Origin of the sequence: Amycolatopsis sp. M39 (genome assembly GCF_001651785.1) — a bacterium.
Taxonomy (GTDB): Bacteria; Actinomycetota; Actinomycetes; order Mycobacteriales; family Pseudonocardiaceae; genus Amycolatopsis; species Amycolatopsis rubida.
Genome location: NZ_LWSF01000004.1, coordinates 22,862 through 49,580, shown reverse-complemented (window position 1 = coordinate 49,580; position 26,719 = coordinate 22,862). Strand labels below are relative to the sequence as shown.

Here is a 26,719-nt window from a genome sequence, read left to right as displayed (position 1 = left end):
GTCAGGCGGGCAGATCCACCAGGTCAGCCAACCGGGCCCGATGCCGCCCCGGCGTGCCGAAAGCGATCTGGTCGCTCTTGGCCCGCTTGAGATAGAGATGCGCCGGATGTTCCCACGTCATCCCGATCCCGCCGTGCAGCTGAATCGCTTCCTCCGCCGCGTGCACCGCGATCGGCGACACCCGTGCCTGCGCGACAGCCACCGCGATCGGCACGTCGTTCCCCGTCGCCAGCGCATCCGCCGCGTACCGAGCCGCGGCGCGCGCGTTGACCAGTTCCGTGTACAGATTCGCCAACCGGTGCTTCAGCGACTGAAAACCCCCGACCGGACGGCCGAATTGGTACCGCCCCTTCAGGTACGTGACAGTCTCTGCCAGCGCCCACTCGGTGATCCCGGTCTGCTCCGAAGCCAGCAACCCAGCCGCAGCGGTCAAGGCGCTGTCCAACGCGTCGGCAGCAGCGGCACCGGTGCAAATCACCTGCGCGGCAACAGAATGCAGAGTCACGTCGGCGACCCGGCGCGTCAGGTCCAGCGACACGGCCTCGGTCACGGTCGCGGCCGAAGCGTCCACGGCGTAAAGGCCAGGACCGTCAGGACCCACCGCCGGAACGACCAGCAGACCGGCGACCGAAGCATCGACCACTGTGGACACTCGGCCGGTCAGGGTTCCGTCAAGAAACTCGACAGCGGCAGGGAACGCGGCACCAGGAGCGGTCGACAAAGGCACTGCCAGCGCGCCGATCACCGAGCCGGAAGCGAGCTGGGGAAGCAGGTCCGAACCCGCGGCCAGCAGTGCGGCAGTAGCGAGCACCGCGCTGCCCAGGTAAGGCACCGGCGCGACACTCCGGCCCAGTTCCTCCATGACGACCGCGACCTCGCGCGGCGAAGCCCCGTGTCCGCCAAGGGATTCCGGCACCATCAGCCCGGCCGTGCCGAGGTCGGCGGCCAGCGTCTTCCACAGAGCCAGGTCGTACGGCGTGCCCGTTTCGACGCGGGCCAGCAGCGCGGCCGGCCCGGCGCGGTCGGTCAGCAGCGCACGCACCGAAGACCGCAGATCCTCTTCCACATCCGAGTACAGCAGGTCCGGCGTGCTCATCGCGGCAGGTCCTTCCAGGCGACGTCCTTGTCCACCCGCGGCTCGGACGGCAGCCCCAGCACGCGTTCGGAGATGATGTTCCGCAGCACCTCCGAGGTACCGCCCTCGATCGAGTTTCCCTTGGCGCGCAGGTACCGGTACCCCGCGTCGCGGCCGAAGAAGTCGACCTGTTCCGGACGGCGCATCGTCCAGTCCTCGTAGCGCAGGCCCTCTTCGCCGAGCAGTTCCAGTTCCAGGCCGGACAGCTGCTGGTTCAGCTCGGCGAAGGCCACCTTCATCGCCGAACCCTCCGGACCGGGCGCGCCCGCCGCGAGCTGCTGCCGCTGCCGTTCTCCGGCCAGCCGCAGCGATTCGGCTTCGGCCCAGTGCTGCACGAGCCGGTCGCGCAGTTCCGGCGTGCGCAGCTCCGGACGCTCCCGCCAGGTCTTCGCGACCAGCCCGATCATGCCGCCCTCGCGCGGCATCGCGGTGCCGCCGATCGCGACGCGTTCGTTCATCAGCGTGGTCTGCGCGACCTTCCAGCCCTCGCCGACCGCGCCGATCCGCTGCGCGTCCGGAATCCGCACCTCGGTAAGGAAAACCTCGTTGAACTCGGCCTCGCCGGTGATCTGCCGCAACGGCCGGACCTCGACGCCGGGCGCGGTCATATCGCACAGGAAGTACGTCATGCCCTGGTGTTTCGGCACGTCCGGGTCGGTGCGGGTGACGAGGATGGCCCACTGCGCGAGATGCGCGCTGGACGTCCACACCTTCTGCCCGGTCACGACCCAGTCGTCGCCGTCGCGGACCGCGCGGGTCGCCAGCGCGGCGAGGTCGGAGCCCGCGCCTGGTTCGCTGAACAGCTGGCACCACACCTCCTCGCCGGTCCACAGCGGACGGAGGTAGCGCTTCTTCTGTTCTTCGGTGCCGAACGCGAGGATGGTCGGCGCGGCCATGCCGAGACCGATCAGGATCCGGCGCGGGTTGTTGTCCGGTGCGCCAGCGGCGGCGAAAGCTGCTTCGACCTCGCCCTGCAGCGCCCGCGGAGCGCCCTGGCCGCCGAGTCCCTCGGGGAAGTGCACCCAGGCGAGCCCGGCGTCGAACCGAGCCCGCAGGAAGTCCAAAGCGGGCAACTCGGCCGGATCGTGCGCCGCGAGGAACGAAGCGACCTGCGCCCGCAGCTCCTCGACGGTCACTTGCCCGCCTCCGTCCGGTACTTCTTCAGCTCGCGCCGCGCCAGCGAACGCTTGTGCACCTCGTCCGGACCGTCGGCGAGCCGCAGCGTGCGCACCCCGGCCCAGATCTCCGCCAGCGGGAAGTCCTGCGAGACGCCGCCCGCGCCGTGCGCCTGGATCGCCTTGTCCAGGATCCATTCGACCGCCAGCGGGGTGGAGATCTTGATCGCCTGGATCTCGGTGTGCGCGCCCTGGTTCCCGACGGTGTCCATCAGCCACGCGGTCTTGAGCACCAGCAGCCGCTGCTGTTCGATGCGCACGCGCGCCTCGGCGATCCAGTCCTGCACGACGCCGGAATCGGCGATCGGACGCCCGAACGTCTCGCGCGACAGCGTGCGGCGGCACATCGCCTCCAGCGCGCGCTCCGCCATGCCGATCGCGCGCATGCAGTGGTGGATGCGGCCCGGCCCGAGGCGGGCCTGCGCGACGGCGAACCCGGAACCCTCGTCGGCGATCAGGTTTTCCGCAGGCACCCGCACGTCCTCGAACAGCACCTCGGCGTGCCCGCCGTGGTCGCCGTCGGTGTAGCCGAACACCTGCATGCCGCGCACGACGGTCAGCCCCGGGGTGTCGCGCGGGACCAGGATCATGCTCTGCTGCTTGTGCGCGGGCGCGTCCGGATCGGTCTTGCCCATCACGATGAAGATCTGGCAGTTCGGGTTCATCGCGCCGGTGATGTACCACTTGCGCCCGTTGATCACGTACTCGTCGCCCTCGCGGCGGATGCTGGTCGCGATGTTGCGCGCGTCCGAAGAGGCCACGTCGGGTTCGGTCATCGCGAACGCGGAGCGGATCTCCCCGGCCAGCAACGGTTCCAGCCACTGCTTCTTCTGCTGCTCGCTGCCGAACATGGTCAGCACTTCCATGTTCCCGGTGTCCGGCGCGGCGCAGTTCACCGCGGCAGGCGCGAGATGCGGGCTGCGGCCGGTGATCTCGGCCAGCGGCGCGTACTGGAGGTTGGTGAGTCCCGCGCCGTGGTCGCCGGGCAGGAAGAAGTTCCACAGCCCGCGGTTGCGCGCCTCGGCCTTCAGCTCGCCGACGACCGGCGGCGGCGACCACGGGTCGGTGCGCGCGGCCAGCTGCTCGTGGAAAACAGCCTCGGCGGGGTAGACGTGCGAATCCATGAATTCGAGCAGCTGCCCGCGCAGGTCCTCGGTACGGGCGTCGAACGCGAAGTCCATCAGTTCTCCTTGGTGAGCGTCTTGCTGCCCTGCTCGATCAGGGGGGCGACGGCGGCGCCGATCTGGTCGAAGCCCTCGCCGACGGTTTTGCCTTGCTGGAAACGGAAGTAGATGCCTTCGAGGATCACCGCGAGCTTGAAGAACGCGAAGCTCACGTACCAGTCCAGCGCCGACAGATCGCGGCCGGAGCGCTGTGCGTAGCGGGCGATCGTCTCGCCGGTGTCCGGATATCCCGGCGCGCTGCTGGCGTTCGACACCATCGGCAGCGAGAGCTGGTCCCGCCGCGCGTAGGTGACCATCAGGCCGAGGTCGGTGAGCGGGTCGCCGAGCGTGGACATCTCCCAGTCCAGCACCGCGGTGATCCGGTCGTCGCCGTCGACGAGCACGTTGTCCAGCCGGTAGTCGCCGTGCACGATGGCGGGCGGGCCGGACACCGGAATCGCCGCGGCGAGCTGGTCGTGCAGCCGGTCGGCACCCGGCAGGTCGCGGCTGCGCGAACCGTCGAGCTGCTTCTTCCACCGGCGCAGCTGGCGTTCCAGAAAGCCGTCCGGACGGCCGAAATCGCCGAGCCCGACCGCTTCCGGATCGACCGCGTGCAGGTCGACGAGTGTGTCCACGAGCGAATCGGCGATCGCCCGCGTCCGCTGCGGGCCGAGCTGCTCCAGCTCCTCGGCGGTGCGGTACGGCGTGCCCTCGACGAACTGCATCACGTAGAACCGCGCGCCGAGCACGTCCGCGTCCTCGCACAGCAGAACAGTTTCCGGCACCGGAACCGGAGTTCCGGCCAGCCCGCTCATTACGCGGAACTCGCGGCGCATGTCGTGCGCGGTCGGCAGCACGTGCCCGAGCGGCGGACGGCGGACGACCCAGCGCCGCGTGCCGTCGGAGACGAGATAGGTGAGGTTGGACCGCCCGCCCTGCACCACCTCCGCGGTGAGGGCTCCGGAGACGAGCCCGGGCCGCTCGCGGTCGAGATGGGCGCGCAGCCTCGCCAGATCGAGGCCGGGCGGGTCGGTTTCGGTCATCGGAAGGACTCCAGTTCGTGCGAGGTCACGGGGTTCAGAGGATGAGCCGGGAGACCATCTCGGCGACGCAGGCGGGTTTGTCCTCGCCCTCGATTTCGACGGTCCAGCGCACCACGGCCTGCTTGCCGCCGGGCACGTCGGTCAGCTCGGCCAGCTCCGCGGTCCCGCGCACCCGCGAGCCCACCTTGACCGGCTGCGGGAACCGCACCTTGTTGAGGCCGTAGTTGATGCCCATCTTCAGGCCCTCGACCCGGTAGATCTCCGGCAGGAACGCCGGGATCAGCGACAACGTGAGGAACCCGTGCGCGATCGTGGTGCCGAACGGGCCGGCAGCGGCCTTTTCCGCGTCGAGGTGGATCCACTGGTGGTCGCCGGTGGCGTCGGCGAACAGCTGCACCTGCTCCTGGGAGACGGTGTGCCATTCGCTCGTGCCCAGGGGCCCGCCCACTGCTTCGGCGAGTTCGGCGACATCGGAGAACACGCGCATCGAGATCAGTCCTTCGGTCCGCCGGCGACGTAGATGACCTGGCCGGACACGAATCCCGCGCCCTCGCTGACCAGGAACGACGCGACGTTCGCGATGTCCTCGGGCGTGCCGACGCGCTGCACCGGGATCTGCGAGGCGGCCGCGGCCTTGAAGTCCTCGAAGCTCATGCCGACGCGCTCGGCGGTCGCCGCGGTCATGTCGGTGGCGATGAACCCGGGCGCGATCGCGTTGGCGGTGACGCCGAACTTGCCCAGTTCGATCGCCAGCGTCTTGGTGAAGCCCTGCATGCCCGCCTTGGCCGCGGAGTAGTTGACCTGCCCGCGGTTGCCCAGCGCCGAGGTGCTGGACAGGTTGACGATCCGGCCCCACTTCTCCTGCGTCTGGTACTGCTGCACGGCGCGGGTCATCAGGAACGAACCGCGCAGGTGCACGTTGAGCACCGAGTCCCAGTCCTGTTCGGTCATCTTGAACAGCAGGTTGTCGCGGGTGATGCCGGCGTTGTTGATCAGCACGGTCGGCGCGCCGAGTTCCTCGGCCACGCGGGTCACCGCGGCTTCGACTTGCCCGGCGTCGCTGACGTCCAGCGCGACGCCGACCGCGCGGCCGCCGTCGGCGGCGATCGCCTCGGCGCCCTGCTTGACTCCGGCCTCGTCGAGGTCCAGCAGGCCGACGGCGAACCCGTCGGAGGCGAGGCGGCGGGCGACGGCGGCGCCGATGCCACGGCCGGCGCCGGTCACAATGGCCACACGGGAAGCGGTCACGGGGATCTCCTCATCGTCGAGAAAGCGGTTCGGCAGCGGCGCTAAGCGTACGCTTAGTACGAGAATTTCGCGAGACCTCGGAAGTGCGGTTCGCCCCGTGCGGCCGGAATGCCGGTCCCGGCTAGTAGGGTCGCCGCCGGTGAAGAGCACGAGCGCGCCCCTCGCCGCGGCGGGACGCGCGCGGGGGCGGCGGTCCGGCTGTCGCGCCCGGCCGGACGCACCAGGCGCTGACCGGGCTCGCGGCGGTCGTCGCCGGAGTGCTCGCGTTCTTTCCCGCCGACCGCGCGAACGAGGGTCCGCGGGTGCTGGCGGCCGCGCTGACCATGTTCGCGGTCGGGCTCGCCCTGGTGCGCCCGCTGTGGGCCTGGCGGGTGCTGATCGTCGTCGTGGGCTGCGCGGACCAGCTCTACGGGATCCACGCCCGGTTCGGCTGGCCGTGGACCGAGGGGTTCGCGGTGGCGGCGATCCCCGTGCTCGCCGCGGTCGGCCGCACCCGCCGGCCGGGCGTGCTGGCGTGGGTCTGGCTGATCTCCACCGGGGTCGGCGCCCTGCTGGCGAACGTGCGGGGCGAACTGGTCGCGATCTCCGTGCTGCTCGCGGTGCCGCTGGCGTTCGGCTGGCTGGTTTCCCGGCTGCGCGGCGCGGAACGCGACCTGGAAGCGGAGTCCACCCGCCGGGCGGTGCTGGAGGAACGCGCCCGGATCGCCCGCGAGCTGCACGACGTGGTCGCGCACCACCTGTCGGTGCTGGCCATGCGCGCGGACTCGGCGCGCTACCGGTTCCCCGGCCTCGACGAAGGCCTGCGCGAGGAGTTTCAGTCGATCCAGGACACCGCCCGCAACGGGATGACCGAAATGCTGGCCAGGAGACCGAGTCCTGACCGGCCGCCGCTCCGGCGCGTGGCACGCGCCGGCGACCTTCCTCGGGACGAGCGCGGCCGGGGCGCTGATCCTGCCGGGAGACACGATCCGGTACTGGACCTCGGCCGTGCTGGACAACCGCAACGCCGGAACCGTCGACTGGGTCCTCGACCAATCTCTGCACGGGATGCTCGCGAGGTTCGGCGCGACCTCGCTCGGCTGGTACGCGGCGTCGGCCGCACTGTGCCTGCTGGCGGGCGCGCTGCTGGTCCGCGAGTTCCACCGGCGCGGCGACCCGCGAGCCGCGTTGCTCGTGACGGCGGGGTGCGGGCTGCTGGTGAGCCCGCTTTCGTGGACACACCACTGGATTTGGGCGGTGCCGCTGGCCGGTTTTCTGTCCGGCAGGCGCGCGCTGATCTGTGCCGGAGCGGTTTTCAGCGGGATCGCGCTGGCCGTGGTTCCCGAGGGCGGGCACCGGGGGCTGTCCTGGAATCCGGGCGAGATGGTGCTCGGCAACGCCTCCGTGCTGAGCGCGTTGGCTGCCGGCGCGGTCCTCAGCGTCCGGATGCTGACGCGGCGCTTCCCGGGGCGGCCAGCGCGGCCAGCGCGACGAGTTCGGTGAGCGCCATCCCGCGTTCGACGAGGCCGAGCGGAATGAGCAGCCACCAGTGCTGGTCGGTCATCGCGGCGACGGCGACCGCGCCGAGGATCACCGCGAACCAGGCGAGCGACGCGACCGCGAGTGCGCGGGCGAGGAACCGGCGGCCTGGCGAGTTCGGAAAGGCCCTGCGCGCCGAGACGAGCACCGCGAGCGGAAGGCAGACGAAGGCGACGACGCTGGCGACCCGGTGCAGGGTGCCGCCCGCGCCGGTCGCCGCCGCTTGGGTCCAGTCGGTCTTCGGGAACGCGACGATCACCAGCAACCCGGCCGTCCAGAACGCTCCGAGCACAGCCGCGAGGACCGGCAGCCGCCCTTGCAGCCGCAGCACGGCGAACGCGACCGCCGAACCGGCCGCGACCAGCACGACCGCCAGGTCGAACACCCACTTGCGGTCCGACAGCCCGTATTCGCTGATGGTCCGCCGGGTCGCGCTGATCTCGTCGGTGGGCGGTACCACCTGCAACAGCAGCACCAGCACGGCGCCGAGAGCCAGCGCGGCGATCCCGGCCAGCGCGAGCAGGACGGGACGGCGGCCGGCGGACACGGTGGTCATGCACTCAGCGTGACACGTGCCGGATATGTCCCCGGTGAGTCAGGCCGCCCGGCCGGACCCGGTGACCTGCGCGCGCACCGTGCGCAGCGCGTTGTGGTCCACAGTGGACGGTTCGGCGGACAGCCAGCCGCCGATCTCGTGCAGGAACTGCTCCGGCGTCATCGGCGGACCGGGTTCGCCGTCCGGTTCGGCGGTGGTGACCTCCCCGTCGCGGCTCGGGTACACGATCATCGCGCCGCGCAGCGCGACGCCGGGCAGCAGTTCGCGGTAGCGCTCCAGGCTTTCTTCCAGCTGGCTGCCGCCGCCGCGGAACAGCCGCCCGTTGCGCAGCAGCCGTCCGTCCTCCGCGGTTTCGTAGTGTCCGGGCAGCCAGAGCTTCGATTCGACCAGCACCAGGCGTTTCCCGCACAGCACCGCGTGGTCGACGTCGGCGAACACCGAACCGGGCCACGCGAGACCGTGGAAGATGCGCGCGCCGGGCAACCGGGTCAGATAGCGCTCCAGCAGGTCGGCGGTGAGCCGTTCGGCCAGCTCGTCGGCCTCGGCGCCGGGGGAGCCGAACACCGCGTTGCCGCCGAACTCCTCCGCGAACTCGTGCCGGGCGCGGCGCGCGGACAGGAAACCGCGGGCGAGCCGGTGCACGAGCAGCGCGGTGCCCGCGGTGAGCGCGAGCCAGACGATCAGCACCGGCGGCGTGAAGTCGATCCCGGCGAGCAGCGGCGCCAGCACCAGCACCGTGCCGGCGACCGCCGCGACGACCGGCGTGTGCCCCGGCCCGCGCCGCCGCCCGTGCCGCATCCGCGGATCGGCCGCGGCGAACGACCACCACTCCAGGGTTTCCGGATCGATGTCCGGCGCTTCCAACCGGTAGCCGGGCTGTTCGCCGAACCGCCGCCGCGGCCGCGGTCTGGGCACCGAGGCGGCCGGAACGCCGGCGTCGTAGCGCGCGCGTTCATCGGGGTCGGCGAGGGTGTCGTAGGCCTCGCGCAACAGCTGGAAGGTGCCGACCGTGCCGCCCGCGTCCGGGTGCAACGTCTTGGCCAGCCGACGGTAGGCCGCCTTGATCTCCGTGGGGGACGCGGATTTCCCCACGCCGAGTACCGCGTAGTAGTCGGGCACGGTTCGGGTTCCACCTCCGGACGGCTGCCCGCGCAACGATATGGGGTCGCCGGGCCGGCGTGCCATCCGCCTCCGCGGCGCGCCGGGGTGAACGTGTTTCCGCTAGTTCCGGGCCAGCCACTCGTCGCGAAGCAGCCGGGGCCGGCGGAGACGAAGTCGCGCCTCTCCCGGAGTCTCGCCGGGCCGCAAGGCCCAGTAACCGGCGAACGGGACCAGCCGGATGCGCTCGGTGCGCGAGACCGGTCGGAACATCAGGCGAACACGCCAGCCGCTCTTCGCGGCCGACGGGATACTCGACCGCGTGCCGGTCGTCACCCGGGGCGAAGTACTCGGGGGCGGCGACGAAGTCCCGGACGCGCCGGAGCCCGATCGACGCCATCGTCGCCGGGGAGGCTTGGCCGTCCGCTGCCGTCCTGGCGTAGCTGCGGTCGAGCCCGATGTCGCGGAACCTGTGCCGGAGCAGCTCCCGCGCCCCCTCCTTGGTCTGCACACCGGCCAGATAGCGCATCGCTTCCGGGGCGGCGGAGAGTTCGGCCAGGTGCTTGAGATGTCCGGTGGACAACGGGACCAGCCGGAGGCACCCGGGGCGCACAACGGGTTGGGACATCAGGCGAACGCTCCCGGATCGGCGGACGGCGGGAAGCGGCCTGGCAGCCGCGCGCTCCGCCCGGCAGCCGGTTCGCGCGAGGCTCGCTGCCGAAGCTCCCGGTCAGCGGTGCCATCCGGCCGGATGGCACGCCCGCACGGGAGATGGCCCCGTCCGCCGGACCCGCCCCGCACGGGAAGGTGCCCCGTCAACCGGACCCGCCCCGCACGGGGAGGCGGCCCCGTCCGCCGGACCGCCCCCGCACGGGAAGGCGCCCCGTCAACCGGACCCGCCCCGCACGGGGAGGCGGCCCCGTCCGCCGGACCCGCGCCCCGCCGTTCCCTTCTTCCGCTCCCGCACCGGTTTCGGCAACTTTCCGGACGCAGCTCTTCCGCACCCCGTTCCGCGTATGTTAAGAAGCTTTACTAACTATTGGATGGAGGCACGACGTGAGCTCACCCACCCGCCCGGGGGACTCCGCGACCCTTCCGGGGGACGGTCTCGAACGCCGGATCGGGCCGCTGCAGGCGACCGCGATCAACATGACGCAGATGTGCGGGATCGGCCCGTTCGTCACCATCCCCGCGATGGTCGCGACCATGGGCGGCCCGCAGGCGATGTTCGGCTGGATCATCGGCGCGATCATCGCGCTCGCCGACGGGCTGGTGTGGGCCGAACTGGGCGCGGCGCTGCCCGGGGCCGGCGGCACCTACATCTACCTGCGCGAAGCGTTCCAGTACCGCTCCGGGCGGCTGATGCCGTTCCTCTTCGCCTGGAGCGCGGTGCTGTTCATCCCGCTCATCATGTCCACCGGCATCATCGGGCTGGTCCAGTACCTGGGCTACCTGGTGCCGGGCGTGACCGGCGCGGGCGGCGTCACCCCGCTGGGCAAGGTCGTCGGCATCGGCCTCGTCGTGCTGATCGTGCTCGCGCTGTTCCGCCGGATCGGCCAGATCGGCAAGCTCACCACCGCGCTGTTCCTGATCATGCTCTTCGCCGTCTTCGCGGTGATCATCGCGGCCTTCTCGCACTTCGACGCGCACCAGGCGTTCGACTTCACCCCGGGAGCCTTCGGCTCGGGCGGCGCGTTCTGGTCCGGTCTCGGCGCGGGACTGGTCATCGCCGTCTACGACTACCTCGGCTACAACACGAGCGCCTACCTCGGCGGCGAGGTCCGCGATCCGGGCCGCACGCTCCCGCGTTCGATCCTCTTCTCCATCCTCGGCATCATGACGCTCTACTTCCTGCTGCAGGTCGGCGTTCTCGGCTCGACCCCGCTGGAGGAACTCAAGAACGCGACATCCGTGGCATCGTCGGTGCTGGAGCAGGCGTGGGGTTCGGCGACCGCGAAGATCGTCACCGTCTTCATCGTGATCGCCGCGGTCGGTTCGGTGTTCGCCGGCCTGCTCGGCGGGTCGCGGGTGCCCTTCGAAGCCGCGCGCGACAAGGTGTTCCTGCCGGTGTTCGGCAAACTGCACCCGAAGCTGAACCTCCCGACCGCGGGCGTGCTCGCGATGGGCGCGATCACCGCGATCGGCTCGCTGTTCACCTTGACTGACGTGATCAACGCGGCGGTCACCGTGCTGGTGATCATCCAGTCTCTGGCGCAGGTCGCGGCGATCATCGTGCTGCGCCGCCGTCAGCCGCACCTCAAGCGGCCTTACCGGCAGGTGCTGTATCCGGTGCCGACGATCGTCGCGCTCATCGGGTGGGTTTACGTGTACGTGTCGGCCAGCTGGCTTTCGATCTGGCTCTCGATCGCCTGGATCGCCCTCGGGCTCGTCGCCTTCCTGGTCTATGCCTCGAAGGAAAAGGTGTGGCCGTTCGGTCCCAAGGAAATCCGCGAGGCGTTCGCGTCCCAGCCCGCGGGGGCGGAGTCGTGAGGAAACCGCTGATCGCCGGGATCGCCGCGCTGGTCCTCCTCCCCGGCGTAGTCACGGCCACCGCTTCCGCGCAGCAACCGGAACCGGTGGCGTCCCGTCCGCAGGGTCCGCCGGCAATCGGCCTCGGCGGCTGGCAGGTGCTGACGACCGCGCAGGTCAAGGACGGCGGCACGGCGGTGTCGAAGCCCGGCTACCCGACGCGCGGCTGGCTGAAGGTGAAGCCGGACGACGCGGGCGCGCCGGGCACCGAGATCACCGCGCTGGTGCAAAACGGCAAGTGCGCGAACGTGTATTACTCGGACAACATGCGCAAGTGCTTCGGCTACCAGACGAAGCGCGGGCCGGTCACCACGAAGCAGTTCAAGGATCCGTGGTGGTTCCGCACCGATTTCAACCCCGGCTTCCGGCCCGGCAAGAACGCGAAGCTGACCATCCCGGGCGTCGTCGGCGAGGGCGACGTGTGGCTGAACGGCACGCTCGTCGCCGGCAAGGACGTGGTGAGCGGCGCGTACGCGGGGCACACCTTCGACGTCACGAAACTCCTGCGGCCGGGCCGGAACACGCTCGCGGTCAAGATGTACCCGAACGACCCGAATTCGATGTACACGCTCGACCAGGCCGACTGGGCGCAGATCGTGCCGGACAACAACACCGGCCTGCAGTTCCCGCCGACGCTGCAGCTGTCGGACGCGCTGAGCGGCGCCAACGCGCACGTCGTGCAGGACAACGCGGCGGATCTGTCGACGTCTTCGCTGACCGCGAAGGTCGACGTCACCAACGACGCGCCCGCGCCGCAGACCGGCGAGGTCGCCGCGACCGTCACACCGCCGGGCGGCGGCTGGCCGGTCGTGGTGCGGCAGAATGTCACGGTTCCCGCGCACGCCAAGCAAACCGTGACGTTCACGCCGGCGAAGTTCCCGCAGTTGAAGATCGTCAAGCCTCAGGTGTGGTGGCCGTACTCGATGGGTGCACAGCCGTTGTACACCTTGGGCACGACAGTTTCGCAGGGCGGCGTGGTGTCGACCTCGTCGTCGGAGACGTTCGGGATCCGGACGGTGACGTCGAAGCTGATCGGCAAGTCCCCGGCGCTGCCGGACGGCGCGCGGAAGTTCGCGGTCAACGGCCGCGATTTCGTGTTCCGCGGCGGCGGTTTCGCACCGGACCTGTTCCTGCGCTACGACAAGTCCGACATCGCGCACCAGATCGCGCTGATCAAGAACATGGGCCTGTCCGGAGTCCGGCTCGAAGGCCACGACATGCCCGCGGACTTCTACGACCAGGCCGACCGCGCCGGACTGCTGGTGCTCGGCGGATTCCTCTGCTGCGACGCCTGGCAGCCGGAGCATCCGGAGAAACTGACCGATCGCGACTACCGGATCATGCACGATTCCGCGTACTCGATCGCGCAGCGCGAACGCGGCCACCCCAGCGTGATCACCTACGGCTGGAGCGACAACGAGCCGATCCCGCGACAGGAAACCGAGACGCTGAGCGCGTTCAAGGCCGCCGATTGGGACGTGCCGGTCATCGCGTCGGCGGAGTACAAGAGCACGAAGACGCTCGGCCCGTCGGGGGAGAAGGAAGGCCCCTACGACTGGGTCCCGCCAGCCTATTGGTACGACTCGTCGACCTTCGACAAGACCGACCCGAGCCGCACGAACGCGGGCGGCGCCTGGGGTTTCGCGAGCGAACAGAGTGCCGGGCACACCGTGCCGACACTGGATTCGCTCCGGCGTTTCCTGTCGCCGCAGGAGCAGGCGAAGCTGTGGCAGGACCCGGCGTACAACCAGTACCACGCGAATGACGAATCCGGGCACGGCGGCTACAAGTTCGGCACGCTGTACACTCTGGACGAGTCGATCGCCCGTCGATACGGGAAATGGGATTCACTGGAGTCCTATGTGGAGTCCGCGCAGATCGCGAACTACGAGAACACCCGTTCCCAGTTCGAGGCGTTCCTCGCGCACGCCAACGACAAGGAGAACCCGTCGACCGGCGTGGTGTACTGGCAGCTGAACAAGGGCTGGCCGACGCTGCTGTGGTCGCTGTACAACAACGACGGCGACCAGCCAGGCGCGTATTTCGGTGCGCAGAAGGCGAACAAGCCGCTGCACGCGCTCTACGCCTATGACACCGGCACGGTCGCGCTGTCCAATCTGGGCGCCGCGCGGCAGAACGGGATTTCGGTGCGTGCCAAGGTGTATGACACCGCGGGCAAGGTCCTCGACGACCAGACCGCTCCGGCGGTTTCGCTGGACAGCCAGGGCGTCGCGACCGAGTTGCTGAAGCCGAAGGTCCCGGCGGAGACGAAGGCCCCCGCGAAGGCGCAGGTGTACTTCGTCGAGTTGCAGGTGCGCCAGGGCGGGAAGGTCGTGGACCGGAACGTCTACTGGATGTCGACGCGGAAGGACGTCGTCGACTGGGCGAAGACGCTGCAGAACCCGCAGGCGACGATGAGCCAGTACAGCGATCTGACTGCCCTGCGCGATCTGCCGAAGTCGCGGGTCGGCGTGGCCGCGTCGACCCGCCCGTCGCGTGGCCCCGACGGCACGGACACCGCGACCGCGGTCACGGTCACCAACACGTCGAAGACCTCCGCGGTCAGTTTCTTCCTGCGCGCGGACTTGCGCCGCTCTGCCGACGGGTCGCAGCTGCCAGCCGCGACCTGGGACGACAACGACATCACGTTGTGGCCGGGCCAGTCGCAGACGCTGACCGTCCGCTACCGGGCCGCCGACCTCCGCGGCGCGGCCCCGACCGTCAGCGTCGACGGGTTCAACACCGGCCGGGTCGTGGTGCCCGCCGGTCCGCACCGGGACAGCCAGGGCGCTGTCCCGCCGGTCATCGAGGGGACCCGCGAGTGACATCGGAAGACCTGATCCTGGGCATCGACTTCGGCGGCACGAAAGTGGCGCTGGGTCTGTCCGACCGGACTGGCGCCCTGCTGGCGGCCCGCCGCCTGGAAACCGACGCCGAAGCGGGCGCCGAACAGGTGGTCACGCGGGCTTTGGCCGCCGCCGCCGAGCTGGTTTCCGGTACCCCGCTGGCCGCGATCGGCGTGGTCAGCCCGGGAATCGTGCTGCCGGACCGGATCCTGCTGGCCCCGAACGTGCCCGGCTGGGAAGAACTCCGCCTGGCCGAACTGGTGTCGGCAGCCTTCCCCGCCGTTCCGGTCGCGGTGGGCACCGACGCCAAAGCCGCGGCACTGGCGGAATGGACCTGGGGCACGCTGAAGGGAGCCGACCCCGCGGTCTTCCTGTCCCTCGGCACCGGAATCGCCGCCGCGGTCCTGGTCGGCGGCCGCCTGCTGACCGGCGCGAACGGGGCGGCCGGGGAGATCGGATACAACCTGCGCACCCCGCACGACGCCGACGGTTTCGCCAGCGGAGCGGCGCCGCTGGAAGAAGCCGTCGGAGGCCGGTGGCTGGGCACGCGGGCAACCGCGCTGCTCGGCCGCCCGGTCACTGCGGGGGAGTTGTTCGCCTTGGCACGGGAAAACACGGAGGCCAAGGAGCTGGTCGCTTCGGCGTTGGACGAGCTTTCCATGCACGTGGCCAACCTGGCGATCGCCTTCGACCCCGCCCGGATCGCGGTCGGCGGCGGGCTGGTCCGGTCGGCTGACGTGCTGCTGCCCGCTTTGCGGGAGCGGTTGACCGCGGCGGTGCCGTTCCCGCCGGAACTGGTGCCCGCGCGGTTCGACCAGGACGCTTCGCTGCTGGGCGCGGTGGCGTTGGCGTTGCGGGAGTGAGTCTCCGTGACCGGCGGGGTTGTTTCCGCGCCTCGCCGGTCACGGGTACCAAGTCTTAGCGGCTACCAGCCCATGTCCTTGGCGACCTCCGCCTGCGCGGCCTCGATTTCCTCAGCCGTGGATTGAGCGACGTCGCTGTCGGTCAGGTATTCCAAGCCGGAGAGCAGATCGGCTAGCGCCTGCTTCTGCGCTGGATGTGTGATGGGCACCGTGTCCAGGTCGACGGTCATCAACCAGTCGAACAGCACCACGGCATCGGCGCGCCGCAAACGCACACTGACTGTGGGCAGATCCGTGTCCATGCGGGTCATCCTGCCCGCGATGGCGGTTTCGGGGCTGGCGCCGCGGCGGTGAGCCGCTGACTGCCGCCGAGAAGAGAACGCGCCAGATCCGTTCTTGCGTCTCTCCCCGCTGCCGTCCAGCGGACTCGCGGGCACTCTTCCCTGGCTCGCTGAGCAGCACAAACGCCCTGCTAGATCCAATCTGGCAGCATCGCGCACCAATCTGGCGCCCAAGAAATGTGGACGAGGAGCTGCGGGTAGCCGTGCTCGTCGCCAGCACCCGGGAAGGCCGGGCCGGCGGTGAGATCGGACGATGGTTCGTCGAGCGGGCCGCCGGGCACGGCGGGGCGGTGCTCGACGTGCTCGACCTCGCGACGTTCGCGATCCCGGCCCGGCTGCCTGCCGAGCCGACGGCCGTCATGGCCGGGTTCGCGAAGCGGATCGCGGCGGCCGAGGCGTATGTGGTGGTCACGCCCGAGTACAACCGCAGCTTCCCGGCGTCGCTGAAGCAGGCGATCGACTGCGCGTACGAGGAATGGCGGGCCAAACCGGTCGGCTTCGTCTCCTACGGCTACCGCGCGGGAGGCCGCTACGCGGTGGAGCATCTTCGGGATGTCTTCACCGAACTGCACACGGCGACGGTGCGGGATTCGGTGTGTCTCGACCTGCTTGAGCACGAATGCGACGACCCCGGCGCGGGTCCGCACGGCGAATCCGCAGGCCACGCGGCCTCTGCTCTACTGGACGAACTGATCTGGTGGGGACTCGCGCTGCGCGACGGCCGGCGCGCGCGGCCGTATCGCGGATGAAGAACTGAGGGGAAGGAAAAGACATGAGCAACGCTGCCGGGGAACCGGCGATCGAGACTTCCGGGCTCGTCAAAGTGTTCGGCGAGACCCGTGCGGTCGACGGGGTCGACCTCGTGGTGCCCGCCGGAACCGTGTACGGCGTCCTCGGGCCCAACGGCGCGGGCAAAACCACCACCGTCCGGATGCTCGCCACGCTGTCCCGCCCGGACGGCGGCGAAGCACGGGTGTTCGGCCACGACGTGGTGCGCGAGGCGGACGCCGTGCGCAGCCGGGTGAGCCTCACCGGCCAGTACGCCTCGGTCGACGAAGACCTGACCGGGCAAGAAAATCTGGTGCTGCTCGGCAAACTGCTGGGGCACCGCACCGCCGCCGCGCGCGATCGGGCGGCCCAGCTGCTCGCCGCGTTCGGGCTCACCGACGCCGCGCGCCGGCAGGTGAAGAACTACTCCGGCGGCATGCGCCGCCGGCTCGACATCGCCGCGAGCATCCTCAACACGCCGGATGTGCTGTTCCTCGACGAACCGACCACCGGCCTCGACCCGCGCAGCCGCAACCAGGTGTGGGACATCGTCCGCGCGATCGTCGCGCAGGGCACCACCGTCCTGCTCACCACGCAGTACCTCGACGAGGCCGACCAGCTGGCGTCGCGGATCGCGGTCATCGACCACGGCCGGGTCATCGCCGAGGGCACGAAGGGCGAGCTGAAGGCCTCGGTCGGAGTCGGAGCCGTCCACGTGCGACTGCGGGACGCCGACCAGCGCGCGACCGCCGCCGAAATGCTGGAACGCGCACTGTCCGCCACCGTGCAACTGGATCCCGACCCGGTCGCGATCACCGCGCGGCTGTCGTCGGACGCGCACGAAGCCGCCGCCGACCGCGCGTCGCGGGCTCTCGCGGAACTCGCGAAGGCCGGCGTCATCGTCGACACGTTCTCGCTCGGCCAGCCCAGCCTCGACGAGGTTTTCCTGGCTCTGACCGACCGCACAGCCACCGAGGAGGCGGCGTGACCACCGTCAAGGAACCCGATCTCGACCTCGCGACCCCGAAACCGGACGAGCTGGCCGCGGTCCTGCTCGCCACCGAACGGCCGCCGCGGCCGAGCGCGCTGTCCGCGTCGTTCTCCTTCGGCTGGCGGGCGGTGCTGAAGATCAAGCACGTGCCGGAGCAACTGTTCGACGTCACCGCGTTCCCGATCATGATGACGTTGATGTTCACGTACTTGTTCGGCGGCGCGCTGGCCGGTTCGCCGACGCAGTACCTGCAGTTCTTCCTGCCGGGCATCCTCGCGTCGAGCGTCGTGATGATCACGATGTACACCGGCGTCGCGGTGAACACCGACATCGAGAAGGGCGTGTTCGACCGCTTCCGCACGCTCCCGATCTGGCGTCCCGCCCCGATGGTCGGCTACCTCCTCGGCGACGTGCTGCGGTACCTGATCGCGTCCGTGGTGATCATGGTGGTAGGCCTGATCCTGGGCTTCCGCCCGGACGGCGGCGTCGGCGGCGTGGCCGCGGGAGTCCTGCTGCTGCTCGTGTTCTCGTTCGGGCTGTCCTGGGTGTGGACGATGTTCGGGCTGCTGCTGAGGTCCGAAAAGTCGGTGATGGGCGTCAGCATGATGGTGATCATGCCGCTGACGTTCCTCAGCAACATCTACGTCGACCCGTCCACCATGCCCGGCTGGCTCCAGGCCGGCGTCTCGGCCAACCCGATCAGCCACCTGGTGACCGCGGTGCGCTCGATGATGTCCGGAGCCTGGGACGGCGGCGCCATCACCTGGACGCTGATCGCGTCGGTCGCGCTGACCGCAGTGTTCGGGACGCTGACGATGCGGCTGTACAACCGAAAGTGACCCTGCTCTGCGGGTCCCGTCTGGGTCGCGGACCGGATGGTCTTCCGGGCAGTCAGGTCGTGGGGTGGTGCGTGGCGGACGGCCGGGATCCAGTGCTGGAGCTGGGAAAGTGTGTTGATGCGGTGTGGTCGATACGTGGGCGAGGCCGTGATGTGGCTGGTGCCGTTCGCGCCGCTGTGCAGCCGAAAGTGACTCTGCTCCGGCGGGTGCGTCTGGGGCGCGGGCTGGTTGGTCTTCTGGGTAGTCAGGTCGTGGGGTGGTGCGTGGCGGACGGCCGGGATCCAGTGCTGGGGCTGGGAAAGTGTGTTGATGCGGTGTGGTTGATACGTGGGCGAGGCCGTGATGTGGCTGGTGCCGGTCGCGCCGCTGTACAACCCCTGCTCCGCGGAGATCGTCCGGGTCGCGAACCGGACGGTCTCCCGGGAAGTCAGGTCGTGGGGGAGAGCACGTAGGAGAATCGGCGGACGGCCGGAATCCAGCGCTGGAATCGGGAAAGCGTGTCGATGCGGAGCGTGGCCGAAACGTGGGCAAGGCCGCGATGCAGCTGACGCCAGTCCCGCAGTTCGCTGTCGCAGAGCGTCCCGGCGACCGGGTTCCGCCAGACCTCGCCGTGGCGCCGCGGTGCGCAATCGGCCACGAACGCGGCCCAGGCGGCATCCGGCGGACGGTGGACGAGGCCGCCGGTGATCGATCGTTCCGGGTCCGGCAGCGTGTCCAGTGCCTTTTCGAGCACGAGTCCCGGCGCGGTGAGCAGACCGAGCAGCGCCACGACTGCTTGGTAGTCACCAGGTTCGGTGTCGTCGCCGAGGAAATGCGACGCCGCGGACAGGTCCCGGGTCGCGCGGAGCATCCGGTACAGGTTGAAGAGCCGTTTCGCCTCGCGCGGCGTGCTGATCAGCGCGTCCAGCTCGGACAGCAGGTCGATCTCCGCGGGCGTGAGCGGACGCGGCGGATCCGCGGCCCGCTCCGGACGGCTCTGACTGTCTACTTCGGACCCTTCCTCGATCTCGGGAACCAGGTCCGGGAGTGTCCTTGCCGGGGGAGGAATCCGCTGCGTCCGTTCCTCGCCCGCCGGCTCCAGCAGGCGGTCGTCGGTCAGCGACCGCAGCAAGCGGCGCAGGCTCCCCTCGGACATCGTCGGCAGCACGAACGGCAGATTGATGATCTTCCCGAGGTAGTCCTCCGGCGAAGCGAGCCTGCCTGCGTCCGGGGAATCGTCGAGCATCCCGTCGTAGCGGCTGTGCAACGACCGGGTCAGCCACCGCGGATCGACGCCGACCACCACCACGAACAACTCCAGGGCGAGCAGCAGATGCACCGCCTCCAGCACCTCGACCACCTGGCGCGCGCCGCACCGGTCGAGATCGTCGATGTACAGCACGATCCGGTCGATCGGGGTGCCGGCCGAATCGGGGTGCGCGCGCCAATCGTCCATGAGCTCGACCAGTTGCTCGAAATCCTTCCGGATGGTCGAGATCAGCCCGAGGTCGCGCCGATAGGAATCGCCGTGCGCGCGGTCGGCCAGAAAAGCGTAAAGATTGCGGCCCGGCGTCAGCTCGGTCAGCTCCCGGCCGAGTTCGCCGACCCTCGCCACCACTTCTTCCAGTTGCGCCTCGGCGACCCGCTGATCGGTCTCCGCCCGCCGAATCTCCTCGAGCATCCGGGCGACCTCGGGCGAGACCATCCGGCTCGCGCGCCGGTCGATGCCGCGGCGGAGATCCTCGCTGAGTTCGCGCAACTCCCGAAATCCCGACCGGGCCCGGCTCAGCAACGCGACCCCCGTGCCCGCCACCGCGGCGAACCCGACGCCGACCCCGGCCAGCCATTCCCGCGCCACCGGCACGATCGCGGCGACGAAGAACCCGGCGAGCAGGATGACCGCGGACGCGACCAGCGCCGCCTTGCCCCAACGCCCCTTCGGCGACCTGCGCAATGCCTCGGCTTCGGACAACGTGCCGCGCAGTTGCTCGACGAGCAGCGCCCCTTGCTCGGCCTCGTCCTGAATCCCGAGGCGCTGCCACACTTCCCGGCTGCCGCCCAACGCCCGGATCAGGACTCTCGCGGCGTCCTTCCGATTCAGCGCGGCTTTGTCGACATCCGCTTGGAGTTTCGCCGCAGTCGCCTGCGCCTGCCGCTTCGCGTCCTCGAGTTCGGTGACCTGATCGAGCCGTGTGGCCAGCTCCTCGCGCAGCTGGTCACGCCGCTGCTGCGCATTCGGGCCCGGACCGGCGAGCTGCCGGAAGATCTCGTCGCCGAGGCTGGCCCACAGATTGCGGTCCGCGTAATGCCAGGCGTTGAACCCGATCTGGACGATCTCGCGGCAGTAAGCCGGATTGCCCGACCCCGCGAGCCTGCCCACCTCGGCCCGCATCAGCCCCATGAAGTAGCTCTTGCCGGACCCCCACTCGCCGAACACCCCGACCGACAGCGGCGGCAGAGTGCTCCGGTCGGCGATCACCGTCGCCAGCATCGACACGTAGGGTGCGACGCCGAGCCGGTCGCGTTCGAGAGGGATGCCGCGCGTCGGATCGACCAGGTCGTTCGAGACGCCGCCGGCCAGTTCGACCGCGGAGAATCGCATGCCGCCCGCCTGGTGCCAGGCCGCGCGGATAGCGTCTTCCGCAGGCTCGGAGTTGCAGACGAAGACAAGACTGCGCAGGCCGCTGGTGTCCTGAAGCGCCCGGACCGCCGCTGGAATCACTACCGCGGCGACTTCCTCCTCGTTGAATCCGAGATCGCCGGTGCCCAGCAGCGGCAACCCGAACGCGCTCGAGTTCGCCCTCGCTGCGAAACGAATGCCGGCTTCAGCGGCCGTGGCGATCGCCGGCAACGTCGGCGGGCTGGAGCCGCCGCCTTCGTGCGGAGTCATGAGCACCGCGAACCGCAGCGAGCCCCGGTCGGTGCCGCGGATGCTCAGCACGTACGGCCTTTCGGGGACAATCGCCTCGTAGTCGATCGAATCCCAGCCCGAGTCCAGCGACTGTTCGCGGACGGCGCGGCCGAGGCTGCCGAGGATGTCACCGACGGAGACTCCGATGGCATCGATCCCGGATTCCCACGGACGGTTCGTGCGCACCACATGGCACGAGGTCCCGCCTGCTGAACCGAGATAACCGGAGTCGTTGTGTGCGGGTGTGCCTGCCATATCTGCCTGCGGCCTCCACGACCTCGACGTCGACGCGGACGGCCAGCCTAGCCACCAGCACCGCTGCCGCGCTCGGACTCCGCCCTTTCGGCCGGCGTGTGGTTCCGGTGCACCGGGTGAAGCACTGCCGCGCCCGTGAGCCTCGCCGACCTGCCGGGCTCGGCCTCGCGCGAGCCGCGGCATCGGCAGCCCCTTCCCCGGGCGGCCTGGCTGCATGAGCCCGCTTGCGCGACCTGACCCGCCTGGCCACCCTCACTCGGTGCGGTGGTGCGGTGGTGCGGTGGTGCGGTGGTGCGGTGGTGCGGTGGTGCGGTGGTGCGGTTTGTTCTTGTCTCCTGTCTCTTTCTCTCCCTTCTCCTTGTCTTTCTCTTCCCCCTGATGCCCGGCCTGGGCGCGGTCGGCCGGGCGCGCTGGCGGTTACAGGCGCCAGGTCATGGGGGTGTCCGGTTGGTAACTGCAGGACGAGCCGGTGGTGATGGTGCGGCGGAGGTGGTCGGCCAGTTCCGGGTGGAGGGCGGTCAGTTTGCGGAGGGTGTCGCGGATGCGGGCAGTCACGGCTTTGCGGGCTCGTTCAGTTTCGTCGCCGAGGCGACGGGTTCGGCCGGACAGGCCGGTGGACGTTCGGAGTTCGTCGAGCAGGGCGGCGCGTTCGGTGTCCAAGGTGGCGGCTTTGGCGTCGTCGCCGCGGAGGGCGGCGGCGGCGATGGCCTCGTCCAGGTGGTCCAGGCGGCGGCGGTAGGCGGCTTTCGCGGTGTCGTCCAGGATGGGGTCGCCGCTGAAGGTGCGGGTGGCTTCGGACTCTTGGCCGCCGTCGGGGGCGAGCAGGTGCGCGGCGGGTATTTCGGTGCCAGGTCTGCTCAACAGGAAGTTCAAGTCTCGCAGGCCTTTTGCGTCTGGCATGCGTACCTCGCGGCCGGCGAAGCGCAGGGTCCAGACCGCGTCGGTTCGGTGGAATTCGTTGACGGCAGCAGGTGGTGGCGACGTCGCGGGGCGGGGGCGGGCGGTGATGTGGTGCAGGCCCAGTTCGACGGCTTCAGCGGAGACGACATCGGCCAGGGCGGCGGCGCGGTCGGTGTCGCCCAGGTCCAGCAGCGTGCCTGCCAGGTGGTTGCGGGCTTCGACGGCCCACGGGCGGGCACGCAACCGGTCTGCGGAGCGGGCGGCGGAGGTGAAGTGGGCGGCGGCTGTTTCGTGGTCGCCCAGGGTCTTGTGCAGCAGGCCGGTCCACAGGTCTACCGGGCCGCTCAGTTCGCAGCCGTACAGGGAGACCAGCCATTCTCCGGAGTGCGGGGAAAGCTCGCGCAGCAAGCGTTCGGCTGCTGCGCGGTCTTCCAGCACGACGGCCGCTTGGGCTTGGCAACGCAGCCACAGCGGGGTGAAGGCACGGGCGTATGGGCCGTCTGCGAGCGCTTCGGACAGTTCGTGTCGGGTGGTGGCTGCGTCGCCGGCCAGTGCTGCGGCGAGGGTGCGCAACAGGGCCGGGTGGGGGAAACCGGCATCGGCCATTTTTGCGGGGAGGTCGGCGGCTTCGGCGAATCGGCCTTGGACCAGCAGCGCGCTCCAGCGCAATTGGTCGGGCATGTAGCCGTAGTCGTTGCTGCCGAAGATTTCCACGGCGGCCAGTGCTTCGCCGGCTTCGGCGAAGCGGCCGCGGAAGGCGCAGATGATGTTGCGGTCGATCGCTTCCGCCAGTTTCGCGGCTTGCACGCCTTCTCCGGCGACCCCTTGGAACGCGTGGAACTGGTCCAGGTACCGCGGATCCCCCTGTTCCAGCATCGCGACCCACTTGAGCGAGGCCGCGAAGAACTCGTTCTCCCGGTCGCCGGTGCGCCGCGCGATGGCGGCGAGTTCGTCGGTGAGCCGCTCGCGTTCGGCGCCGCTGCCCAGGCCCCAGATCGCGTCGTGTCTGGCCCACAAAGTGAACGCCAGCGCGTCGTCGTCCTCGTCGGCGCGGGCGAGGATCGTGGCGCGGGCGGTGAGTTCCAGCCTGATGCGGTCCAGCGAGAGGGGTTCGGCCGCGTTGCCGCCGCACAGTTTTTCGTGCGCCTCGCGGAGAACGTGAACGGTGAACTCGCGCTGGGCACCGCCGGTGCCGAATCTCGACAGGGTGAGGGCGGCCCGGGCCAGGAGGTTCGCGTTGTCCTCTCGGCGAGCCAGGGCCACGGCCTCCTCGCAGAGCAGCCAGGCTTCGTCTTTCGCCTCGGAGCGCCACAGCGCGGTGGCCAATTCCAGCGCTACGACGGCTTGGCCGCGGTCGTCTGCCGCTCGTTCGCGGGCTCGGCGCAGGTGCGCGATGGATTCTTCGAAGGCCATCCGGGCGCCTGCGTCTTTGGCTGCGGCGAGCAAGAGGCGGACTACTTGCTTCGGATCGAGCTCGGCATGGGCAAGGTAGGCGTGCCGGGCGCGCTCGGCGACGCCGATCAGGGTCGGTGTGTGTTCACCGGCGCGCACGACCGCGGCGTGGCGGCGTTGTGCTTCGCCGGAGGTCAGTTCGGCGTATCTCGACTCCCGTACCAGGTCGTGCGCGAAGGAGAAGCGGCCTTCGCCGAGTGCGATGACGAGCCGGGCGGCTACGGCGCGGGTGANCGGGTGAGCAGGTGGTCGACCTGTGCGGCTGGCGCACCGACGGTGGCGGCGAGCAGCCGGAGCGAGAACTCGCGGCCGAGCACCGCGGCGTTGGTGAGCAGATCGGTGACCGCGCGGGGGAGCAGGGACAGCCGCCGCTGGAGTGCGTCGGCGACTCCGGGCGCGACTGCGGACACGGTGCTTCCGCTGCGCCACAACCGCGCTGTCTGCTCGACGAAGAAAGGGTTGCCGCCGGTGCGGCGCTGCACGTCGGCGGCCAGTTCGGCGCCCGGATCCGCGCCCGCGGTGCGGCTCATCAGCTCGGCGACTCCGGTTTCGTCGAGGCCGGTGAGCGTGATCGTGGCTGCTTTCGCGACCAGCGGCAGCATCAGCTCGTGCAGGGGATGGCTGGGCGCGTCCACCTCGACGTCGCGGTATGTGCCGATGAGCAGCAATCGCTCGAACCAGGTGTGCTGGGCCGCGAATTCGAGCAGCCGCAGCGACGCCGGGTCGGCCCAGTGCAAGTCGTCGAGGATGACGACCACCGGTCGGTCCTGCGCCACAGTGACCAGCGCCCGGGTGACCGCGTCGGGCAGTTCGAAGCCGTCGTCGGCGGGCGGCTCGGGGGTTTCGCCGAGCAGCGCGGACAGCGTCGGCGAGCTGGCGACGGCCCATTCGTGCGGCGCGGCCTCGCGGCGCAGCGAGCGCATGACCTGGACCCACGGCCAATAGCCGGGCGCGGCCCCGGACTCCCAGCACGTGCCCCCGAGGACGAGCGCGCCTGCTTCTCGCGCGTCGTCGGCCAGTGCGCTGACCAGCGTGGTCTTGCCGATTCCGGCCTCGCCGGCGACCAGGGCGAGGCCGCCGTGGCTGGCCGTGGCGCGCGAGAGCTGCGCGCGCAAGGTCGCGGCGGGGTGGGCCCGCCCGATCAGCGCCGCAGTCATGTCCGGTTCCTCCCTTTCTTTGCGAGCCTCTCACGGGACTCGCCTCGTCGTCGCGTACTTTCACCGGCTGCGACCGGCCGGCCACCAGGTCGCTGCCGATGCGGGCCATTCTGTCCGGGGGGTCTGACAATTCCCGGGACCCGTCACCTGGCCGGGTGACGGGAGTCCACTGTGGACCTCCGTTGGTCACAGGGTGACGGGCGTCTCCGCCCGGGACCGGCGGAAGGGGTGGTTGCGGTACTGTCGCCGCCATGGGGAGTCTCCGTTCGCGCATCCTCGCCTGGGCCGGCCGCCGGTACATCGCCCGCCAGCAGAAGCGTGGTTTCGATCTCGAAAAGATGGCGCTGCTGCCGGATTCGGCGCTGGAGCCGTTGCGCCGCCAAGGCCTCGACCCGGTTCCCGACCTCGGCAAGCTGCGCGGCGAGGCGCCGATCAGCAAGCTGGACCTGCCGTTCGGGATGAACGCCTGGCTCGTGACCGGCTACGAGGAGGCCAAGGCCGTCCTCGGGAAGGGCACGGAGTTCAGCAACGACTTCACGAACCTCGTCGGCAACGCGGGCGTCACCGAGGACCAGAACCCGGGCGGCCTCGGATTCGCCGACCCGCCGGTCCACACGCGCCTGCGGAAGCTGCTGACGCCCGAGTTCACGATGCGCCGGCTTTCCCGGCTCACGCCGCGGATCGACGAGATCGTCGCGGACCAGCTGGACGCGATGGCCGCCGCGGACGGCCCGGTGGACCTGTGGGAGCAGTTCGCGCTGCCGATCCCGTCGCTCACGATCTGCGAGCTGCTCGGCGTGTCCTATGAGGACCGGGCGGACTTCCAGCGGCTGAGCACCGCGCGGTTCGACCTGTTCAGCGGCGCGGGCGCCTCGCTGGGGGCGATCTCGGAGTCGCTGGGGTACCTGCTGGAGATCGTGCGCAAGCAGCGCGAACAGCCCGGCGACGGCCTGCTCGGCATGCTGATCAAGGAGCACGGCGACGAGATCGACGACCGCGAGCTCGCCGGTCTCGCGGACGGCATTCTCACGGGCGGCCTGGAGACCACGGCGAGCATGCTGGCGCTGGGCGCGCTGGTGGTGCTGCGCGACCCGGCGGCGTTCGAGGCGGTCCGGGGCGACGACGATGCGGTGCACCGGTTCGTCGAGGAGCTGCTGCGCTATCTGACTGTGGTGCAGATGGCGTTCCCGCGGTTCGCGAAGCAGGACATGGACATCGCGGGCGTGCGCATCAGCGAGGGCGACATCGTGCTGGTTTCGCTGTCGGTCGCGGACCGCGACCCGGTGCTCGGCAAGGGCGACATGGACCGCTTCGACCCGGCCCGCGAGCCGTCCTCGCACCTGGCGTTCGGGTACGGGATCCACCGGTGCATCGGCGCGGAGCTGGGCCGGATGGAGCTGCGGGCGGCGTACCCGGCACTGGTCCGGCGGTTCCCGAACCTGCGGCTTGCGGTGCAGCCGGAGGAGCTGGAGTTCCGGAAGGTGTCGATCGTGTACGGGCTTGATTCGCTGCCGGTGCTGGTGGACTGATTTCGGATCGCTGGACGGCCGGGCTGGCTCGGGGGGTCGCCTCGGGGCGGGNGCCGGGCTGGCTCGGGTGGTCGCCTCGGGGCGGGTCGGCGGCCGGTCGGTGCGGGGGGTCTCGTGCGGCTGCGGCTGAGTTGGTGGGATCGGCCGTCTGCTGCCGGATGCCGCGGATGTGCCCGGCGGATGGCTTGGGCAGTGGCCGCACCGGCGGCGGGGTCGTGGTGTGCGGGGCGGCTGGACCGGTGGTGGGTTCAGGGTGTGCGGGGTGGCGTGGCTGGACCGGCCGCGGGCGGGTGGTGCGCAGCGGCGGTGCGCTGATGGGTGCACCAGGCACCCTGGCCGGACCAGCAGCGTGTGCCTGGTCCGCACGGGCGGTACGGCCGAACCCGCAGTGCTCATGAACGCACGAGGCCGTTTGACCGAACC

At 70.3% G+C, this 26,719-nt stretch carries 21 protein-coding genes and 1 pseudogene; 9 read left to right on the top strand and 13 right to left on the bottom strand.

Translation table 11 applies throughout. The features are described from left to right. Position 1: 1 nt before the first annotated feature. The 7 genes from A4R44_RS10770 to A4R44_RS50160 all read right to left on the bottom strand — a co-directional run bounded on the left by A4R44_RS10770 (position 2) and on the right by A4R44_RS50160 (position 6,518). Complete coding sequence (locus A4R44_RS10770) at positions 2 to 1,096, bottom strand: acyl-CoA dehydrogenase family protein (RefSeq protein WP_067578885.1); 1,095 nt, start codon at positions 1,094 to 1,096, stop codon at positions 2 to 4. Further along, on the bottom strand, positions 1,093 to 2,271 hold the full coding sequence (locus tag A4R44_RS10765) for an acyl-CoA dehydrogenase family protein (RefSeq protein WP_067578883.1): 1,179 nt from the start codon (positions 2,269 to 2,271) through the stop codon (positions 1,093 to 1,095). Before A4R44_RS10765 ends, A4R44_RS10770 begins: the two co-directional genes overlap by 4 nt. Continuing rightward, positions 2,268 to 3,491, bottom strand: coding sequence for an acyl-CoA dehydrogenase family protein (locus tag A4R44_RS10760; RefSeq protein ID WP_067578881.1), 1,224 nt, complete (start codon positions 3,489 to 3,491; stop codon positions 2,268 to 2,270). The genes A4R44_RS10765 and A4R44_RS10760 overlap by 4 nt, the downstream gene beginning before the upstream one ends. Further along, positions 3,491 to 4,516: a phosphotransferase family protein gene (locus A4R44_RS10755; RefSeq protein ID WP_067578879.1), complete on the bottom strand. Its 1,026-nt coding sequence runs from the start codon at positions 4,514 to 4,516 to the stop codon at positions 3,491 to 3,493. The genes A4R44_RS10760 and A4R44_RS10755 overlap by 1 nt, the downstream gene beginning before the upstream one ends. A 34-nt stretch (positions 4,517 to 4,550) precedes the next feature. Further along, the gene (locus A4R44_RS10750; RefSeq protein WP_067578877.1) at positions 4,551 to 5,003 is read right to left on the bottom strand and encodes a MaoC family dehydratase; all 453 of its coding nucleotides are present in this window, start codon (positions 5,001 to 5,003) and stop codon (positions 4,551 to 4,553) included. 5 nt (positions 5,004 to 5,008) lie between these two features. Next, positions 5,009 to 5,764: a 3-oxoacyl-ACP reductase FabG gene (gene fabG, locus A4R44_RS10745; protein ID WP_067578875.1), complete on the bottom strand. Its 756-nt coding sequence runs from the start codon at positions 5,762 to 5,764 to the stop codon at positions 5,009 to 5,011. 406 nt (positions 5,765 to 6,170) lie between these two features. After that, entirely contained in the window at positions 6,171 to 6,518 is a 348-nt protein-coding gene (locus A4R44_RS50160) for a hypothetical protein (protein ID WP_067578872.1), read from the bottom strand. Between A4R44_RS50160 and A4R44_RS50155 the strand changes: the two are divergent. Further along, positions 6,487 to 6,561 (top strand): annotated as a pseudogene (locus tag A4R44_RS50155) (hypothetical protein); the annotation flags it as partial. The gene A4R44_RS50160 and the pseudogene A4R44_RS50155 sit on opposite strands and share 32 nt — an antisense overlap. 79 nt (positions 6,562 to 6,640) lie before the next feature. Next, positions 6,641 to 7,246, top strand: coding sequence for a glycosyltransferase 87 family protein (locus A4R44_RS10735; protein ID WP_095213277.1), 606 nt, complete (start codon positions 6,641 to 6,643; stop codon positions 7,244 to 7,246). Here the strand turns inward: A4R44_RS10735 and A4R44_RS10730 are convergent. Together A4R44_RS10730 and A4R44_RS10725 are read right to left on the bottom strand one after the other, a co-directional pair. Next, positions 7,179 to 7,838: a DUF998 domain-containing protein gene (locus A4R44_RS10730; protein ID WP_067578869.1), complete on the bottom strand. Its 660-nt coding sequence runs from the start codon at positions 7,836 to 7,838 to the stop codon at positions 7,179 to 7,181. The genes A4R44_RS10735 and A4R44_RS10730 overlap by 68 nt on opposite strands. Before the next feature lie 39 nt (positions 7,839 to 7,877). Beyond that, positions 7,878 to 8,957 carry a DnaJ domain-containing protein gene (locus A4R44_RS10725; RefSeq protein WP_067578867.1) on the bottom strand — a complete coding sequence of 360 codons (1,080 nt, stop codon included), beginning with the start codon at positions 8,955 to 8,957 and terminating at the stop codon, positions 7,878 to 7,880. 1,035 nt (positions 8,958 to 9,992) lie between these two features. Between A4R44_RS10725 and A4R44_RS10715 the strand changes: the two genes are divergently transcribed. Genes A4R44_RS10715 through A4R44_RS10705 form a run of 3 tightly spaced genes read left to right on the top strand, consistent with a single transcriptional unit; the run spans position 9,993 to position 15,174 of the window. Beyond that, entirely contained in the window at positions 9,993 to 11,426 is a 1,434-nt protein-coding gene (locus A4R44_RS10715; protein ID WP_067578863.1) for an APC family permease, read from the top strand. Next, positions 11,423 to 14,290, top strand: a complete 2,868-nt coding sequence (locus tag A4R44_RS10710) for a beta-mannosidase (RefSeq protein ID WP_067578861.1) — start codon at positions 11,423 to 11,425, stop codon at positions 14,288 to 14,290. Before A4R44_RS10715 ends, A4R44_RS10710 begins: the two co-directional genes overlap by 4 nt. Next, positions 14,287 to 15,174, top strand: coding sequence for an ROK family protein (locus A4R44_RS10705; protein WP_067578859.1), 888 nt, complete (start codon positions 14,287 to 14,289; stop codon positions 15,172 to 15,174). Before A4R44_RS10710 ends, A4R44_RS10705 begins: the two co-directional genes overlap by 4 nt. Before the next feature lie 62 nt (positions 15,175 to 15,236). Here the strand turns inward: A4R44_RS10705 and A4R44_RS10700 are convergent, their stop codons facing one another. Further along, the gene (locus A4R44_RS10700) at positions 15,237 to 15,476 is read right to left on the bottom strand and encodes a hypothetical protein (RefSeq protein WP_067578857.1); all 240 of its coding nucleotides are present in this window, start codon (positions 15,474 to 15,476) and stop codon (positions 15,237 to 15,239) included. 218 nt (positions 15,477 to 15,694) lie between these two features. On the opposite strand from A4R44_RS10700, the gene A4R44_RS10695 reads away from it, so the two are divergent. The 3 genes from A4R44_RS10695 to A4R44_RS10685 are packed head-to-tail and all read left to right on the top strand — an operon-like array spanning position 15,695 to position 18,113. Beyond that, positions 15,695 to 16,264, top strand: coding sequence for an NADPH-dependent FMN reductase (locus A4R44_RS10695; RefSeq protein ID WP_067578855.1), 570 nt, complete (start codon positions 15,695 to 15,697; stop codon positions 16,262 to 16,264). Between the two features lie 23 nt (positions 16,265 to 16,287). Further along, on the top strand, positions 16,288 to 17,271 hold the full coding sequence (locus A4R44_RS10690; RefSeq protein ID WP_067578853.1) for an ATP-binding cassette domain-containing protein: 984 nt from the start codon (positions 16,288 to 16,290) through the stop codon (positions 17,269 to 17,271). Then, positions 17,268 to 18,113, top strand: coding sequence for an ABC transporter permease (locus A4R44_RS10685; protein ID WP_067578851.1), 846 nt, complete (start codon positions 17,268 to 17,270; stop codon positions 18,111 to 18,113). The genes A4R44_RS10690 and A4R44_RS10685 overlap by 4 nt, the downstream gene beginning before the upstream one ends. Positions 18,114 to 18,540: 427 nt before the next feature. On the opposite strand, the gene A4R44_RS10680 is transcribed toward A4R44_RS10685, so the two are convergent. From A4R44_RS10680 to A4R44_RS52270, 3 genes are all read right to left on the bottom strand, one after another. Continuing rightward, positions 18,541 to 21,258 (bottom strand): P-loop NTPase fold protein, encoded by a 2,718-nt coding sequence (locus A4R44_RS10680; RefSeq protein ID WP_157904850.1) that lies wholly within the window; start codon positions 21,256 to 21,258, stop codon positions 18,541 to 18,543. Positions 21,259 to 21,675: 417 nt separating this feature from the next. Next, positions 21,676 to 23,709: a hypothetical protein gene (locus tag A4R44_RS10675; RefSeq protein WP_369805870.1), complete on the bottom strand. Its 2,034-nt coding sequence runs from the start codon at positions 23,707 to 23,709 to the stop codon at positions 21,676 to 21,678. 119 nt (positions 23,710 to 23,828) lie between these two features. Continuing rightward, positions 23,829 to 24,767, bottom strand: coding sequence for an AAA family ATPase (locus A4R44_RS52270; protein ID WP_369805869.1), 939 nt, complete (start codon positions 24,765 to 24,767; stop codon positions 23,829 to 23,831). A gap of 251 nt (positions 24,768 to 25,018) precedes the next feature. On the opposite strand from A4R44_RS52270, the gene A4R44_RS10670 reads away from it, so the two are divergent. Further along, positions 25,019 to 26,296, top strand: coding sequence for a cytochrome P450 (locus tag A4R44_RS10670; RefSeq protein WP_067578846.1), 1,278 nt, complete (start codon positions 25,019 to 25,021; stop codon positions 26,294 to 26,296). Positions 26,297 to 26,719: the final 423 nt, after the last annotated feature.